The organism is Pseudomonas sp. SWI44, from assembly GCF_002947915.1.
Taxonomy (GTDB): domain Bacteria; phylum Pseudomonadota; class Gammaproteobacteria; order Pseudomonadales; family Pseudomonadaceae; genus Aquipseudomonas; species Aquipseudomonas taiwanensis.
Genome location: NZ_CP026674.1, coordinates 3,407,058 through 3,421,653, shown reverse-complemented (window position 1 = coordinate 3,421,653; position 14,596 = coordinate 3,407,058). Strand labels below are relative to the sequence as shown.

Here is a 14,596-nt window from a genome sequence, read left to right as displayed (position 1 = left end):
TGTACAGGTCTCCGGAGACAACCATGCTCGAGCCTTCTGCCCACCGTAAGCCTCGAATCGGCATCAGCGCCTGCCTTACCGGGCACAACGTGCGTTACAACGGCGGGCACAAGGCGTCCGAATTGTGCCTCGGCCAGCTCGAACAGCACTTCGAATGGATGCCGGTGTGCCCTGAAGTGGCCATCGGCCTTGGCATTCCCCGAGACGCCATCCGTCTGGTGGGCGACCCCGAAAAGCCTGAAGTGGTCGGCACACGCAACCCCGGTACCGACCTGTCAGGGCCGCTGCGTGCCTACGGCGAGCAGATGGCCACTCAACTGCACGATATCTGCGGCTACATCTTCATGCAGAAGTCCCCCTCGTGCGGGCTGGAACGGGTCAAGGTCTATCAGGAGGCCGGGCACCCAGCGCGCAAAGGCGGGCGTGGCGCGTTCGCGGCGGCTTTCTGCGAACGGCGCCCAGACCTGCCGGTGGAGGAGGAAGGCCGCCTGCACGACCCGGTGCTGCGGGAAAACTTCATCAGCCGCGTCTACGCCTACGCCGATTGGCAACACCTGCTGGCCGAGGGCCTGAGCCGTGGTGCACTGATCCGCTTTCACTCGCGCTACAAGTACCTGCTGATGGCCAACAATCCCCAGGCCTATCGCGAGCTCGGCCGCCTGCTTGGCAACATGCGCAAGTACGACGACCCGTTGGTGATAGGGCCGCGTTACTTCAGCCTACTCATGCAGGCCCTGCGTCGCTGTGCCAGCCGCGGCACCCATGGCAACGTCCTGCAGCACCTCACCGGCTACCTCAAGGACTCACTCAGTGCGCAGGACAAGGCCGAGTTGCAAACCATCATCGGCCAGTACCAGCAGGGCGTGATACCGCTGGTGGTACCCCTGACCCTGCTCAAGCACCATTTGCGCAAGCACCCGGATCCTTACTTGCTACAGCAGGCCTACCTGCAACCTCACCCCGAGGACCTGGGGCTGCGCAATGCCGTCTGAACTGCTACCCATCGGCGAGCTGGCTCGCCGCACCGGCGTAAACCCAGTCACCCTCCGGGCGTGGGAACGGCGCTATGGTCTGCTCAAGCCGCAGCGCACCAGCAAAGGCCACCGGCTGTATCCGCTGGACCAGCTGGCGCGCGTCGAGGCCATTCTTGCCTGGTTGGAACGCGGTGCATCGGTCGGCCAAGTACGCGAGCTGCTCGACCAGCCTGCCAACAGCGCGCCCCAGGGCGACTGGCAGGCCCGTCAGGAACACTTGATCGAGGCCGTCGCCAGCCTCTCGCAACGCGCACTCGACCAGCAACTGAACCAGGTGATGGCCCTCTACCCTGCCATCACCCTGTGCGAGCAGTTGCTGCTGCCCTTGCTCGACAGCCTCGCACAGCGCTGGCGCAGCTACTTCAACGCCCGCCTTGAGCAGGTGTTCTTCCACACCTGGCTGCGCAGCAAACTGGGCGCTCGGGTCTATCACGACAACCAGTTGCTGTCCGGCCCGCCAGTGCTGCTCGCCGAAGACAGCGAACGGCCTTTCGACATCAGCTTGTGGCTGTATGCCTGGCTCCTCAGCAGCAACGGCATCGCCGTGGAGGTGCTCGAATACCCCGTCAGCGGGCCAGAGTTGCAACGCGCCGTCGCCGCCCTGCGGCCCCGCGCACTGTTGCTGCACCTGGGCCCACGCGTCGACCTGAAAGCCCTGCACCGGACCCTGGCCGAAGTGGACGGGATGAAGTTGCTGGGCGGCTTGACCGTTGCCCTGCATACCCCACCGTTGCAGGCGCTGGATCTTGACCAGCTGTTTCTGTTCGATACCCCACAGGCGGCCCTGCGTTTGCTCCAACGCCAGGGCCGTCTGCCTGAAGAGTTGACCCTGCCATGCAATTGATCTGGCTGCGCACCGACCTGCGCGTTACCGACAACACTGCCTTGAGCGCCGCCTGTGAGCGCGGCCCCACCGTGGCCATCTGGCTGGCCAGTCCCGGCCAATGGCAGGACCACGACGATGCCCCCTGCAAGGTCGACTTCTGGCTGCGCAACCTGCGCACGCTGCGTCAGTCGCTGAAGGCCCTGAACATCCCGCTGCTGATCCGCACGGTCGAACGCTGGGACCAGGCCCCCGAGACCCTGCTCGCGGTCTGCAAGCAACTGCAGGTAGAAGCCGTGCACTGGAACGAGGAGTACGGCATCCACGAACACCGTCGCGACGAAGCAACGCGTCGCCTGCTGGAGCAATCCGGCATACAGGCGCACAGCTACCTCGACCAGTTGCTGTTGCGCCCCGGCACCGTCCTGACGCGCAGCGGCCAGTACTTCCAGGTGTTCGGCCAATTCAAGAAGGCCTGCTTCGAGCGGCTGCATCTGGGCCTGCCGGCACTGGCTGGCCGGGTGCAATGCCAGGCCCCGCTGAACATTCCGAGCGACCCGGTCCCGGAGCGGATCGAAGGTTTCGATACGCCAACCGATACCCTGCGAACGCTCTGGCCTGCGGGCGAGGATGAAGCACAGAAGCGGCTCCAGCGCTTTCTCGATGAAACCATCGAGAACTACCAGCACCTGCGCGACCTGCCAGCTGAGCCGGGCACCAGTCAACTGTCTGCCTATCTGGCCGCTGGCGTGATCTCGCCCCGCCAGTGCCTGCACGCTGCACTGGCCCACAACCGAGGCGAATTGGACAGTGGCAGCGCAGGTATACAGACCTGGATCAACGAGTTGCTGTGGCGGGAGTTCTATAAACACATCCTCAATGGTTATCCACAGGTCTCCCGACACCGTGCCTTCCGCGACCAGACCGAAGCCCTGCCATGGCGCGACGCCCCTGCCGACTTCAACGCCTGGAAGGAAGGCCGTACCGGTTTCCCGATCATCGATGCCGCCATGCGCCAACTGCTGGAAACCGGTTGGATGCACAACCGTCTGCGCATGATCGTCGCCATGTTCCTGAGCAAGAACCTACTGATCGACTGGCGCCTGGGCGAGCGGCACTTCATGCGCCACCTGATCGATGGCGACCTCGCCGCCAACAATGGGGGCTGGCAATGGAGCGCCTCCACCGGCACCGACTCGGTGCCGTACTTCCGTATCTTCAACCCGGTCTCCCAGTCGCAGCGCTTCGACCCCCAAGGGCGCTTCATCCGCCACTGGCTACCGGAATTGTCGGACCTGGGCGACGAAAGGGTTCATGAGCCGATGAAGGCGGCCGATCTTTTTGCTAATAAATCCTATCACCATCCAATCGTCGATCTCACAAGCAGTCGCCAGCGCGCCCTGGAAGCTTTCAAAGGCCTTCCGCGCCGGCAGGATCAGAGGGCAGCACATTGAACAACACACTGGATTTCTGGGTAACAGGCGCCAGTAATGGACTAGGGCTGGCCTTGGTGGAGCAGTTGCTGGAAGGCGGGCACCGCGTCGCCGCCAGTGGCAGGGACAGCGAAGCGCTGGATGGATTGGCAAAGCGGTACCCCCAACAGTTGCTGCGCGTACCAGGGCAATTGCCGCTGCTCGAGCAGGCTCAGGCAGCCGCGGCGTCGATCCTGCGCAACTGGGGGGGGCTGGACTGCCTGATCCTCAATGCCGGAACGTGCGACTACCTGGCCGATGACCTCCCTGAGGCCGAGCTGTTCGAAGCCATCGTCAGCACCAACCTGCACGCCAGCGAGCACTGCCTCACCAGCGCCCTGCCCTTGCTGGTCAAGCGCGATGCGCCACAAGTAATGGCGTTGCTCAGCCGTTATTCCGCCCTTCAGTTGTACTCGCCGACACGCATGCCCAGCGGCGCCAACAGCACCGCGCAGTGGCTGCGCGAACAGCGTCAAGAGCTGCAGATCCTTGGAGTCGGGCTGACGCTGGTGGCGCCGCAGGCCATGCAAAGCCCGGCTTCATCGGCCCAGGCCATACCTGAGCAGTGGACGCCGGAGCGTACGGCCGATGAACTGATACGTCGGCTGCCTCAGCGTGAGCCTGAACTGGTGCTCGAAGCCCTGACGCTGAGCAACCTGTGGCCCTTGCCACGCTGAGGACACACGCCAGCATGGCCCCGCGGCGGGGCCGTGCTCACAGCGGCATGCGGTAATGCAAGCTGTAGCTTTCTACACCATCGTTGGGCTGCCTGATGCCCGCGTTGGAATAGTGAATGGCCCGGATACCCAACTCATGGCCACCGGCAAAGCGCAGGCCCACGCCGATGCGATCTTCGAACTGGAAGGACGAGCCAAGTTCGTTGCTTTCCAGCTCGGTGCTGGAGAACAACGCAACGCCAATACCGGCCTCGATGTAAGGCTTGACCGACTCCCCGGCGAACTCGTACACGAAGACAGGCGCAAACGACAGGCTGTGGTTGCTGGCGGTTTCGTCACCGTCCCAATAGCTGTAGGCCCCATCCCAGTAGCCCGTCAGCCTGCCCACGCGGGTTTGCCACCAACTGGCGTCCCAGTTCGATTGCAGCCCCAGGCGATAGACCTGTGTGGAGTCACCGGTCTGGCCCACCGAAAACGAAACATCGGCGGCCTGCGCCGTTACCACATGCCCCAGAATCCAGGCGGCAGCCGCCGCCACGCCAAGCCGTTTCTTCATGGGAAACTTCCTTCTTCCTGATGTGTTATGACTGTTCGCCTTGTGCCAGGCAAATAGTAGAAATCGGCGATAGCACGATAGTTCAGCTTTATTCCGCGCTGTGGTTACAACGGGAAGCGTTGCACACGATCGGACTCATGCCATAGCAAAGGCAGGATATTGCTCAGGGCTTGCGGGTCGGCACTGCTCCAGAAGCGTGCCGCCTGCGCCGGCCCGTCGGCCAGCAGATCGCGAGCGGCCAGCAAACGGTGCAACTGCCGCGCAACCGCGGCGCCGGTGTCGATGATCGCAACGTCCGCCGGCACCATTTCAGCCAGCAGCGGGCGTAGGAAGGGATAATGGGTGCACCCCAGAATCAGCGTATCGCAGCCCGCGTCCAACAGCGGCTGTACGTAGCCCAGCAGCAACTGGCGCAGCTGCGCACTGCCAAGGTCGCCGGTTTCGATCCGCTCGACCAGTCCCGGGCACGGCTGGGTGACAACCTGCACGTCATTGGCAAAGCGGTCCAGCAAGGCGGCGAACTTGGCACTTTGCAGCGTGCCGGTGGTGGCCAGAACACCGACCACCCCGGAGCGAGTCGCCGCCGCAGCCGGTTTTACCGCAGGCTCCATGCCCACCAGCGGCCAATCCGGGTAGCGCTCACGCAGGTCGGCCACCGCCGCCACCGTGGCGGTATTGCACGCCAGGACCATGGCCTTGGCCCCTTGTGCGTGGAAGAACTCGGCAATGTGCCTGCAGCGTTCACGGATGTACTCCGCCGATTTCTCACCGTAGGGCACATGGCCGCAATCGGCCACGTACAACAGCGACTCGCCAGGCAGCAGGCGCTGGATTTCGGCGAGCACCGACAATCCGCCGACCCCCGAATCCATCACGCCGACCGGCGCCGAGCGTTCAGCCATGCCGGTTACCACACACGGCACAAGCCGGGTCGCGCTTGACCCGCAGCTCGCGCATGCGCGTGCCCAGTGCGTCGATCAACAGCAAGCGCCCCACCAGCGGCTCGCCGAAACCAGCCAGCAGTTTCATCGCCTCAAGGGCCTGCAAGCTGCCCACCAGCCCGACCAGCGGCCCGATGACGCCGGCCTCGCTGCAGGTCAGCTCGGCCTCGCTGCCATGGCCATACAGGCAGTGGTAGCAAGGGCTGTTGTCGCGGCGCGGGTCGAACACCGAAAGCTGCCCTTCCAGGCGAATGGCCGCACCGCTGACCAACGGCTTGCAGGCGGCCACACAGGCCGCGTTGACGGCTTCGCGGGTGGCGAAGTTGTCCGAGCAGTCCAGCACCAGGTCAACCGCCGCCACCGCCGCAGCCAGGGAGTCATCGTCCAGTGCATGGCGATGGGCAACCAGGTTCACTTCGGGGTTGATCGCCTGCAGACGCTGGATCGCCGAGTCCACCTTGCTCATGCCGACGCTGGTGCTGTCGTGGATCACCTGCCGTTGCAGGTTGGTCAGGTCTACGGTGTCGAAGTCCGCCAGGTGCAGTTCGCCCACGCCTGCCGCCGCCAGGTACAGTGCGACCGGCGAGCCGAGGCCGCCGAGGCCGACGATCAGCGCCTTGCTGCGCTTGAGCCGCAGTTGGCCATCGATATCGACTTGGGCCAGCAGCACCTGCCGGCTATAACGCAACAGTTCCTGGTCACTCAACATGGCAGACGTCCCATCGTGATGCGTTCGTGGCCGCCCAGGTCCTTGCGGCTGGCGACCTCGGTAAAGCCCCGGGCAGTCAGCAACGCCTGCACCGAAGTCGCTTGATCATAACCGTGCTCGAGCAACAGCCAACCACCCGGCAGCAAGTGCTCCGGCGCCTGGTCGACGATTATCCGCAGATCATCCAGGCCATCGGGCCCCGCCACCAGGGCGCTGCTCGGTTCGAAGCGCACGTCGCCCTCCGCCAGGTGCGGGTCCTCTGCGGCGATGTAGGGCGGGTTGCTCAGGATGAGGTCGAAGCGTTGCCCCGCCAGGCTGTCGAACCAATGGCTGGCCAACACCTTCACGTTATCGAGGCCCAGGCGCTGGCGATTGCGCTCGGCAAGGGCCACTGCCTCGTCGACACGGTCCACCGCCGTCACCTGCCAGGCCGGGCAGTCGCTGGCCAGCGCCAAGGCGATGGCACCGGTACCGGTACCCAGGTCGAGCACCCTGGCTGGCGAGGCTGGCTGCAGCTGGAGGGCTGTTTCTACCAGCAGCTCGGTATCGGGACGCGGAATCAGGGTGTGTGGCGCGACCTCCAGGTCGATCTTCCAGAAGCCCTGCTGCCCGAGGATATAGGCCACCGGTTCTCCGGCGCGACGGCGCTCGAGGTAACTGGCGAAGACGTCCGCCGCCTCGCTGCTGACGATCCGCTCGGGCCAGGTGTGCAGGTAGCTGCGCGACTTACCGATGGCCGCGGCCAGCAACAGTTCGGCATCCAGTCGCTCAGTGGGCGAATCCGGCAGCTGCGCGTTGCGCAGCAAGCTGGCGATGATGGTCATTATTCCCCCAGGGCAGCCAATTGATCGGCCTGGTACTCGGCCAGCAACGGCTCGATCACGGCCTCCACGCCACCGGCGAGGATGTCGTCGAGGGAATAGAGAGTCAGGTTGATACGGTGATCGGTCACCCGGCCCTGTGGATAATTGTAGGTACGGATACGCTCGGAGCGGTCACCCGAGCCGACCAACAGCTTGCGCTCGCTGGCGATGGCGTTCTGGGCGGCACTGGTCTGCATGTCATTGAGCTTGGCCGACAACCAGGACATGGCCCGCGCACGGTTCTTGTGCTGCGAACGCTCCTCCTGGCACTCGACCACGATACCGGTCGGCAAGTGGGTGATGCGGATTGCCGAGTCGGTCTTGTTGACGTGCTGGCCGCCAGCACCCGAAGCACGGTAGGTGTCGACCCGCAAGTCAGCGGGGTTGATCTCGATGGCCACTTGCTCGTCGGGCTCAGGCAACACCGCCACCGTGCATGCGGAGGTATGGATGCGGCCCTGGGACTCGGTTTCCGGCACTCGCTGCACGCGGTGCGCGCCAGACTCGAACTTCAGCTTGCCGTAGACATTGTCGCCTTCGACACGCGCGATGATCTCTTTATAGCCGCCATGCTCGCCCTCGTTCTCCGAGAGGATCTCAAGGCGCCAGCCGCGCCGCTCGGCATAGCGTGAATACATGCGGAACAGGTCACCGGAAAAGATCGCCGCCTCATCACCGCCGGTACCTGCGCGAATCTCCAGGAACACGTTGCGACCGTCGTTGGGGTCCTTGGGCAGCAGCATGCGCTGCAGTTGCGACTCCAGGCCCACCAGTTGCTCCTTGGCCTCCCGCACCTCCTCCACCGCCATTTCGCGCAGGTCGGGGTCGGCATCCTTGAGCAGGGCCTGGGCGCCTTCGAGGTCGTCCTGAACCTTGCGCCACTCTTTATAGGCAGCGATCACCGGCTCGACTTCGGCGTATTCACGGGAATAGGCGCGGAATCGGGTCTGGTCGGAAATGACTTCGGCGTCACCGAGCAGGGCGGTGAGTTCCTCGAAGCGGTCCTGGAGCGTGTCCAGTTTGTTCAGCAGCGACGCTTTCATTGCGGGGTTTTGTCCGTCGAGCCCTCGTTGAGGGCAAAGAGTTCCTGGGCCATGGCCAGCGCATCGAGGCGGCCCTCGGCCGAGAGCTTTTTCAGTTGCACGCTGGGCGCATGCAGGAGTTTGTTGGTCAGCCCCCGGGCCAGTTGGGCCAGTACATCTTCGGGGTTGCCGCCGTTGGCCAGCAGTCGCTGGGCCTTTTGCAGTTCTTCGTCGCGCAGGCGCTCGCTTTGCTGGCGATAGGCACGCAGCACATCAACCGCCGCCAGCTCGCGCAGGCGCGCCATGAAGTCCTCGGCGCCCACCGAGACCAGCTCTTCGGCAGCCTGCGCCGCACCCTGGCGGCTCTTGAGGTTTTCGGCGACCACTTCGTGCAGGTCATCGACCGTGTACAAGTACACGTCATCGAGCTCACCGACTTCAGGCTCGATGTCTCGCGGCACGGCGATATCGACCATGAAGATCGGCTTGTGCCGACGTTGTTTCAGCGCGCTTTCCACCGCGCCTTTGCCGAGGATCGGCAACTGACTGGCAGTGGAGCTGATGACGATGTCGCTGTTGGCCAGTTCCTGCGGAATGTCCGCCAGCAGCACGGCATGGGCACCGAACTGTTCGGCCAGGATACTGGCCCGCTCCAGGGTCCGGTTGGCAACCACGATCCGGCGCACGCCTTGCTCGTGGAGGTGACGGGCGACCAGGGTAATGGTCTCGCCCGCACCGATCAGCAGGGCCTGGCTGCGGCCCAGGTCGCTGAAGATCTGCCGCGCCAGGCTGACGGCGGCGAAGGCAACCGACACCGGGTTCTCGCCGATCGCGGTATCGGTCCGTACCTGCTTGGCGGCGCTGAAGGTCGCCTGGAACAAGCGCCCGAGCAGCGGTCCGATGGTGCCGGCCTCGCGGGCCACGGCGTAGGCCGACTTCATCTGGCCGAGGATCTGCGGCTCGCCGAGCACCAGCGAGTCCAGTCCGGAGGCCACCCGCATCATATGCTTCACGGCATCGTGCTCTTCATGGATGTAGGCGCTGGCGCGCAGCTCATCCAGGCTCAGCCGGTGATAGTCGGCCAGCCACTTCAGGACGGCATCGGCGGACAGGTGGTCCTGCTCTATATAGAGCTCGCTACGGTTGCAGGTCGACAGAATCGCCGCTTCGCGGCTGGCGGTCAGTCGACAGAGCTGCTGCAGGGCGTCTACCAGCTGCTCTGGGGTAAACGCCACGCGCTCGCGTACGTCTACCGAGGCAGTCTTATGGTTGATACCAAGTGCAAGAAAGGCCATGCAAGGTCGCTGGTTGTGACGAGAAGCCGATAATTGTCCTCTTTCACAGGTTTTAGAACAACCACCGTTCGCTATTGTCCCAACAATCCCAGGCTATCCCTGTAAACCACGACCTTCGCCGGTGGGTTTGCCCCCGCGCTTGTGTCATCATGCTCCGACCGCCGGTTAGCCCTTCTAAGCCTCATTTATGAACAGACCCTACGCATTGCTGCTTGCCTTCGCCCTGCTCCAGGGCTGCCAGAACCTGGCCCCGCAACAAGCCGAACCGCCCGTCGCCGAGGCGGGCAAAGCCGCGGCCGACAAGCCCGTGGTGTATGGGTCATTCAAACAGGACACGCTCTACAGCCTGTTGGTCGCGGAGCTGGCCGGCCAGCGCAATCGCTTCGACATCGCCCTGGCCAACTACACCGACCAGGCGCAGAAGACCCAGGACCCAGGCGTGTCCGAGCGTGCCTACCGCATCGCCGAATACCTCGGTGCCGACGAGCCGGCCCTGGACAACGCGCTCATCTGGGCCCGCAACGACCCGCAGAACCTCGACGCCCAGCGCGCCGCTGCCGTCCAGTTGGCAGGCGCCGGCCGCTATGACGAATCCATGGCCTACATGGAAAAGGTGCTTCAGGGCCAGGGTGACACCCACTTCGACTTCCTCGCCCTGTCGGCCGCCGAAACCGATCAAGGTACCCGCGACGGCCTGTTGCAGAGTTTCGAACGGCTGCTGGTCAAATACCCGGACAACAGCCAGTTGGTCTTCGGCAAGGCCCTGCTGCTGAACCAGGACGGCAAGCCCCAGCAAGCCCTCGACCTGCTGGAGGAACACCCGCCACAAAACGGCGAAGTGGCGCCGATCCTGCTGCGCGCCCGCCTGCTCCAGGCCCTCGACCGCGGCCCCGAGGCGCTGCCGCTGCTGCGCGGCGCCATCCGCGACAACCCGGACGACAAGCGCCTGCGCCTGACGTACGCCCGAACCTTGGTCGAGCAGGACCGCATCGCCGACGCCAAGGGTGAATTCCTCGGCCTGGTCCAGCAGTACCCGGAAGATGACGAGCTGCGTTACTCCCTGGCACTGGTCTGCATGGAGAACAAGGACTGGGATGAAGCCGAAAGCTACCTGCAGGAGCTGATCGAGCGCGACAGCAACGTCGATGCCGCCCACCTCAACCTGGGCCGCATCCGCGAGGAACGCAACGACCCCGAGGGTGCCTTGCGCGAATACGCCCTGGTCGGCACTGGCCCCGATTACCTGCCAGCGCAACTTCGCCAGGCCGACATCCTGATCGCCAACGGTCGCGGCACCGAGGCCTCGCGCCTGCTGGCCGAGGCCCGCGAAGCCCAGCCGGACCTCGCGGTCCAGCTGTTCCTGGTCGAGTCGGAGAGCTACAGCAACAACAACAAGGACGCCCAGGCCAACCAGGTGCTGCAGCAAGCCATCAAGCGCTTCCCGGACGACCTTAATCTCCTTTACACCCGCGCCATGCTGGCCGAAAAGCGCGACGACCTGACGCAAATGGAACAAGACCTGCGCGCCATCATCGCCCGCCAGCCGGAAAACGCCATGGCGCTGAACGCGCTCGGCTATACCCTGGCCGATCGAACCACCCGCTACACCGAAGCCAAGGCGCTGATCGACAAGGCCCACCAGCTCACCCCAGACGACCCGGCGGTGCTCGACAGCCTGGGCTGGGTCGCCTACCGCCTGGGCAACCTCGACGAAGCCGAGCGCTACCTGCGCCAGGCCTTCGAGCGCTTCCCCGACCATGAAGTCGCCGCCCACCTGGGCGAAGTGCTGTGGGCCAACGGCAAGCGTCGTGAGGCCCGCCAGGTCTGGGCCAAGGCCTTCGAGGCCCAACCCGACAGCCCTATCCTGCGCAAGACCGTCTTGCGCCTGACCGGATCCGAGACTCTTTAACGCTATGTTCCTGCGCCATTGCATTACCTTTTCCCTGATCGCCCTGCTTGCCGGCTGTGCCGGCTTCGGATCCCGCGAAGCCCTGCATGGCCAAGGCAACCCACAACAGTGGCGAGCCCACAAAGAACAGCTGAGCACCCTGGACGGCTGGCAGATCAACGGCAAGGTCGGTATTCGCGCCCCCCGCGACTCCGGCAGCGGCACCTTGTTCTGGCTTCAGCGCCAGGATTACTACGACATCCGTCTGGCCGGGCCGCTTGGCCGTGGCGCCGCACGCCTGACCGGCCGCCCTGGCGGCGTGGTGCTGGAAGTCGCCAACCAGGGCCGCTTCGAGGCCAACAGCCCCGAAGCCCTGCTCGAAGAACAACTGGGCTGGCAATTGCCCGTTTCGCACCTGGTGTGGTGGGTGCGCGGACTGCCGGCCCCGGACAGCAAGAGCCAGCTCACCCTGGATGACGACAGCCGCCTGGCCAGCCTGAACCAGGATGGCTGGCAGGTGCAGTACCTGAGCTACACCCAGCAGAACGGCTACTGGTTGCCCGAGCGCATGAAACTGCATGGCGAAAACCTGGACGTGACCCTGGTGGTCAAGGACTGGCAGCCACGCCAGCTGGGGCACTGAAACCATGCAAAAACTCACCCTGCCCGCGCCGGCCAAGCTCAACCTGTGGCTGCATATCATCGGTCGTCGCCCGGACGGCTACCACGAACTGGAAACCGTGTTCCAGTTCCTCGAACACGGTGACGAGCTGAGCTTCGCCCTGCGTGACGACGGCCAGGTCCGCCTGCACACCGAGATCGACTCGGTGCCACATGACAGCAACCTGATCGTGCGCGCCGCCCGTAAACTGCAGGAGCAGTCTGGCACCCACCTGGGCGCCGACATCTGGTTGACCAAGGTTTTACCCATGGGCGGTGGAATCGGTGGCGGCAGTTCCGATGCCGCGACCACCCTGCTGGCCCTGGACCACTTGTGGCAGCTGGGCTGGGATGAAGACCGACTGGCGAGCCTGGGCCTGTCCCTGGGCGCCGATGTCCCCGTATTCGTTCGCGGTCATGCAGCTTTCGCCCAAGGTGTCGGCGAGCAGCTGACCCCGGTCGACCCCGAAGAGCCCTGGTACGTCGTACTGGTGCCGCAAGTCTCTGTCAGTACTGTAGAAATTTTTTCGCATCCACAGTTGACACGTGATTCCCTCCCCCTTAAGATGCGCCCCGTTCCCGAGGGAAACAGTCGAAATGACTGCCAACCGGTGGTAGAGCAGAGTTACCCAGAAGTTCGCAATGCGTTGAATTCATTGGGTAAATTCACTGAAGCTCGACTGACCGGCACTGGAAGTTGTGTGTTTGGGGCCTTCCCAAGCAAAGCCGAAGCTGATAAAGTTCTGGCCCTTCTTTCAGAGACCCAAACAGGGTTTGTGGCGAAAGGAAGCAATGTTTCGATGTTGCATCGCAAGCTGCAAAGTCTGATCAAGAAGTCGAGTGCCTAGCGCTCGCAGCAACAGATACAGGGGCGTCGCCAAGCGGTAAGGCAGCAGGTTTTGATCCTGCCATGCGTTGGTTCGAATCCAGCCGCCCCTGCCATTTTCCTTATACTCATCCAGGTTACCCTCAGCCTTCAGGTACTGCGCGTGTCCAAGATGATGGTCTTTACGGGGAATGCCAACCCCGATCTGGCTCGGCGTGTCGTACGTCAGCTGCACATTCCACTGGGTGATGTTTCTGTCGGCAAATTCTCCGACGGCGAAATCAGTGCTGAGATCAATGAAAACGTTCGCGGTAAGGACGTCTTCATCATCCAGCCAACCTGTGCCCCAACCAACGACAACCTGATGGAACTGGTCGTGATGGCTGATGCCTTCCGCCGCTCCTCAGCGTCGCGAATCACCGCCGTGATTCCTTACTTCGGATACGCCCGCCAGGACCGCCGTCCGCGTTCGGCACGTGTAGCCATCAGCGCCAAAGTCGTCGCTGACATGCTCACTGTCGTGGGTATCGACCGTGTTCTCACCGTCGACCTGCACGCTGACCAGATCCAGGGTTTCTTCGATATCCCCGTCGACAACATCTACGGCTCGCCCGTACTGGTCGACGACATCGAAGACCAGCGTTTCGAGAACCTGATGATCGTTTCCCCGGACATCGGTGGTGTCGTGCGCGCACGTGCCGTCGCCAAGTCCCTGGGTGTCGATCTGGGTATCATCGACAAGCGCCGCGAGAAGGCTAACCACTCCGAGGTCATGCACATCATCGGCGACGTCGAAGGGCGCACCTGCATCCTGGTAGACGATATGGTCGACACCGCCGGCACTCTGTGCCACGCGGCCAAGGCCCTGAAAGAACACGGCGCTGCCAAGGTTTACGCCTACTGCACGCACCCTGTCCTGTCGGGCCGCGCGATCGAGAACATCGAGAAGTCGGTACTGGACGAGCTGGTGGTGACCAACACCGTTCCGCTGTCCGCCGCTGCTCAAGCCTGTGACCGTATCCGCCAGTTGGATATCGCACCGGTTGTCGCTGAAGCGGTACGCCGCATCAGCAACGAAGAATCGATCAGTGCGATGTTCCGCTAAGCGGAACACCTGCTGACGAAAAGCGCCCCGCCCCAACACCTGTTGTTGGGGCGGGGCTTTTTTGCCATCCCCGTTGGCGCTGGTCGCAAACGCCCTCGGGAGGCTATTTTGGAGATACAAAATGACTGACTTCATCCTGAACGCCCAAGCGCGTACTGACCTGGGGAAAGGTGCGAGCCGCCGCCTGCGTCACTCCGCCAACATCCCTGCCGTTGTCTACGGTGGCGATAAAGAAGCCCAATCCCTGACCATCCTGGCCAAGGAAATCACCAAGCTGTTCGAAAACGAAGCTGCCTTCAGCCACGTTATCGAACTGAACGTCGACGGCGCCAAGCAGAACGTCGTGGTCAAGGCCATGCAGCGCCACCCGGCCAAAGGCTTCATCATGCACGCCGACTTCGTTCGCGTCGTTGCAGGCCAGAAGCTGACCGCCAAAGTGCCGGTTCACTTCATCAACGAAGAAGCCCCGGTCAAGAAAGGCGGCGAAATCTCCCACGTAGTGGCCGAGGTTGAAGTTTCCTGCGAAGCCAAGGACCTGCCTGAGTTCATCGAAGTCGACCTGGCCAAGGCTGAAATCGGCACCATCATCCACCTGTCGGACCTGAAAGCTCCGAAAGGCGTAGAGTTCGTCGCTCTGGCCCACGGTGATGACAAAGCTGTTGCCAACGTTCACGCTCCGCGCGTTGCTCCAGAAGCTGAAGGCGCTGCCGAGTAATCCACTCGCG

At 63.5% G+C, this 14,596-nt stretch carries 15 protein-coding genes and 1 tRNA gene; 10 read left to right on the top strand and 6 right to left on the bottom strand.

Translation table 11 applies throughout. The features are described from left to right. Positions 1-23 precede the first annotated feature (23 nt). Genes C4Q26_RS16165 through C4Q26_RS16150 form a run of 4 tightly spaced genes read left to right on the top strand, consistent with a single transcriptional unit; the run spans position 24 to position 4,006 of the window. Positions 24-992, top strand: a complete 969-nt coding sequence (locus C4Q26_RS16165; protein ID WP_104883313.1) for a DUF523 and DUF1722 domain-containing protein — start codon at positions 24-26, stop codon at positions 990-992. After that, complete coding sequence (locus C4Q26_RS16160; RefSeq protein WP_023382347.1) at positions 982-1,878, top strand: MerR family transcriptional regulator; 897 nt, start codon at positions 982-984, stop codon at positions 1,876-1,878. The genes C4Q26_RS16165 and C4Q26_RS16160 overlap by 11 nt, the downstream gene beginning before the upstream one ends. Next, positions 1,869-3,311 (top strand): deoxyribodipyrimidine photo-lyase, encoded by a 1,443-nt coding sequence (gene phrB / locus C4Q26_RS16155; protein ID WP_023382348.1) that lies wholly within the window; start codon positions 1,869-1,871, stop codon positions 3,309-3,311. The genes C4Q26_RS16160 and phrB overlap by 10 nt, the downstream gene beginning before the upstream one ends. Continuing rightward, complete coding sequence (locus tag C4Q26_RS16150; RefSeq protein WP_104883312.1) at positions 3,308-4,006, top strand: SDR family oxidoreductase; 699 nt, start codon at positions 3,308-3,310, stop codon at positions 4,004-4,006. The genes phrB and C4Q26_RS16150 overlap by 4 nt, the downstream gene beginning before the upstream one ends. 37 nt (positions 4,007-4,043) lie before the next feature. On the opposite strand, the gene C4Q26_RS16145 is transcribed toward C4Q26_RS16150, so the two are convergent. The 6 genes from C4Q26_RS16145 to hemA all read right to left on the bottom strand — a co-directional run bounded on the left by C4Q26_RS16145 (position 4,044) and on the right by hemA (position 9,392). Then, a complete protein-coding gene (locus C4Q26_RS16145; RefSeq protein WP_023382350.1) occupies positions 4,044-4,562 on the bottom strand; it encodes an acyloxyacyl hydrolase in 519 nt (172 codons plus the stop codon). A gap of 104 nt (positions 4,563-4,666) precedes the next feature. Then, positions 4,667-5,464 carry a glutamate racemase gene (gene murI / locus C4Q26_RS16140; RefSeq protein ID WP_104883311.1) on the bottom strand — a complete coding sequence of 266 codons (798 nt, stop codon included), beginning with the start codon at positions 5,462-5,464 and terminating at the stop codon, positions 4,667-4,669. After that, positions 5,457-6,212 (bottom strand): molybdopterin-synthase adenylyltransferase MoeB, encoded by a 756-nt coding sequence (locus C4Q26_RS16135; RefSeq protein ID WP_104883310.1) that lies wholly within the window; start codon positions 6,210-6,212, stop codon positions 5,457-5,459. Before C4Q26_RS16135 ends, murI begins: the two co-directional genes overlap by 8 nt. Beyond that, positions 6,206-7,036 carry a peptide chain release factor N(5)-glutamine methyltransferase gene (gene prmC, locus C4Q26_RS16130; RefSeq protein WP_023382353.1) on the bottom strand — a complete coding sequence of 277 codons (831 nt, stop codon included), beginning with the start codon at positions 7,034-7,036 and terminating at the stop codon, positions 6,206-6,208. Before prmC ends, C4Q26_RS16135 begins: the two co-directional genes overlap by 7 nt. Then, positions 7,036-8,118: a peptide chain release factor 1 gene (prfA, locus tag C4Q26_RS16125; protein ID WP_023382354.1), complete on the bottom strand. Its 1,083-nt coding sequence runs from the start codon at positions 8,116-8,118 to the stop codon at positions 7,036-7,038. Before prfA ends, prmC begins: the two co-directional genes overlap by 1 nt. Next, entirely contained in the window at positions 8,115-9,392 is a 1,278-nt protein-coding gene (gene hemA, locus C4Q26_RS16120; RefSeq protein ID WP_023382355.1) for a glutamyl-tRNA reductase, read from the bottom strand. Before hemA ends, prfA begins: the two co-directional genes overlap by 4 nt. Before the next feature lie 187 nt (positions 9,393-9,579). Between hemA and C4Q26_RS16115 the strand changes: the two genes are divergently transcribed. The 6 genes from C4Q26_RS16115 (at position 9,580) to C4Q26_RS16090 (ending at position 14,586) form a co-directional block, all read left to right on the top strand. Further along, positions 9,580-11,301, top strand: a complete 1,722-nt coding sequence (locus tag C4Q26_RS16115) for a tetratricopeptide repeat protein (RefSeq protein WP_023382356.1) — start codon at positions 9,580-9,582, stop codon at positions 11,299-11,301. A 4-nt stretch (positions 11,302-11,305) separates the two neighbouring features. After that, positions 11,306-11,923, top strand: a complete 618-nt coding sequence (gene lolB / locus C4Q26_RS16110; protein WP_023382357.1) for a lipoprotein insertase outer membrane protein LolB — start codon at positions 11,306-11,308, stop codon at positions 11,921-11,923. Positions 11,924-11,927: 4 nt separating this feature from the next. After that, complete coding sequence (gene ispE / locus C4Q26_RS16105) at positions 11,928-12,788, top strand: 4-(cytidine 5'-diphospho)-2-C-methyl-D-erythritol kinase (protein ID WP_023382358.1); 861 nt, start codon at positions 11,928-11,930, stop codon at positions 12,786-12,788. Positions 12,789-12,807: 19 nt separating this feature from the next. Further along, positions 12,808-12,882: transfer RNA gene (locus tag C4Q26_RS16100), tRNA-Gln, on the top strand. A 47-nt stretch (positions 12,883-12,929) separates the two neighbouring features. Continuing rightward, positions 12,930-13,871 (top strand): ribose-phosphate pyrophosphokinase, encoded by a 942-nt coding sequence (locus tag C4Q26_RS16095; RefSeq protein WP_016391678.1) that lies wholly within the window; start codon positions 12,930-12,932, stop codon positions 13,869-13,871. Between the two features lie 121 nt (positions 13,872-13,992). Next, positions 13,993-14,586: a 50S ribosomal protein L25/general stress protein Ctc gene (locus C4Q26_RS16090; RefSeq protein WP_023382359.1), complete on the top strand. Its 594-nt coding sequence runs from the start codon at positions 13,993-13,995 to the stop codon at positions 14,584-14,586. Positions 14,587-14,596: the final 10 nt, after the last annotated feature.

Bases quoted from the DNA above. Each gene is read 5' to 3' on its own strand.
- C4Q26_RS16145 (WP_023382350.1), bottom strand. From the start codon at position 4,562: ATGAAGAAACGGCTTGGCGTGGCGGCGGCTGCCGCCTGGATTCTGGGG.
- prmC (WP_023382353.1), bottom strand. From the start codon at position 7,036: ATGACCATCATCGCCAGCTTGCTGCGCAACGCGCAGCTGCCGGATTCG.
- C4Q26_RS16160 (WP_023382347.1), top strand. From the start codon at position 982: ATGCCGTCTGAACTGCTACCCATCGGCGAGCTGGCTCGCCGCACCGGC.
- lolB (WP_023382357.1), top strand. From the start codon at position 11,306: ATGTTCCTGCGCCATTGCATTACCTTTTCCCTGATCGCCCTGCTTGCC.
- murI (WP_104883311.1), bottom strand. From the start codon at position 5,464: ATGGCTGAACGCTCGGCGCCGGTCGGCGTGATGGATTCGGGGGTCGGC.
- C4Q26_RS16165 (WP_104883313.1), top strand. From the start codon at position 24: ATGCTCGAGCCTTCTGCCCACCGTAAGCCTCGAATCGGCATCAGCGCC.
- ispE (WP_023382358.1), top strand. From the start codon at position 11,928: ATGCAAAAACTCACCCTGCCCGCGCCGGCCAAGCTCAACCTGTGGCTG.
- C4Q26_RS16135 (WP_104883310.1), bottom strand. From the start codon at position 6,212: ATGTTGAGTGACCAGGAACTGTTGCGTTATAGCCGGCAGGTGCTGCTG.
- phrB (WP_023382348.1), top strand. From the start codon at position 1,869: ATGCAATTGATCTGGCTGCGCACCGACCTGCGCGTTACCGACAACACT.
- C4Q26_RS16090 (WP_023382359.1), top strand. From the start codon at position 13,993: ATGACTGACTTCATCCTGAACGCCCAAGCGCGTACTGACCTGGGGAAA.
- hemA (WP_023382355.1), bottom strand. From the start codon at position 9,392: ATGGCCTTTCTTGCACTTGGTATCAACCATAAGACTGCCTCGGTAGAC.
- C4Q26_RS16115 (WP_023382356.1), top strand. From the start codon at position 9,580: ATGAACAGACCCTACGCATTGCTGCTTGCCTTCGCCCTGCTCCAGGGC.
- prfA (WP_023382354.1), bottom strand. From the start codon at position 8,118: ATGAAAGCGTCGCTGCTGAACAAACTGGACACGCTCCAGGACCGCTTC.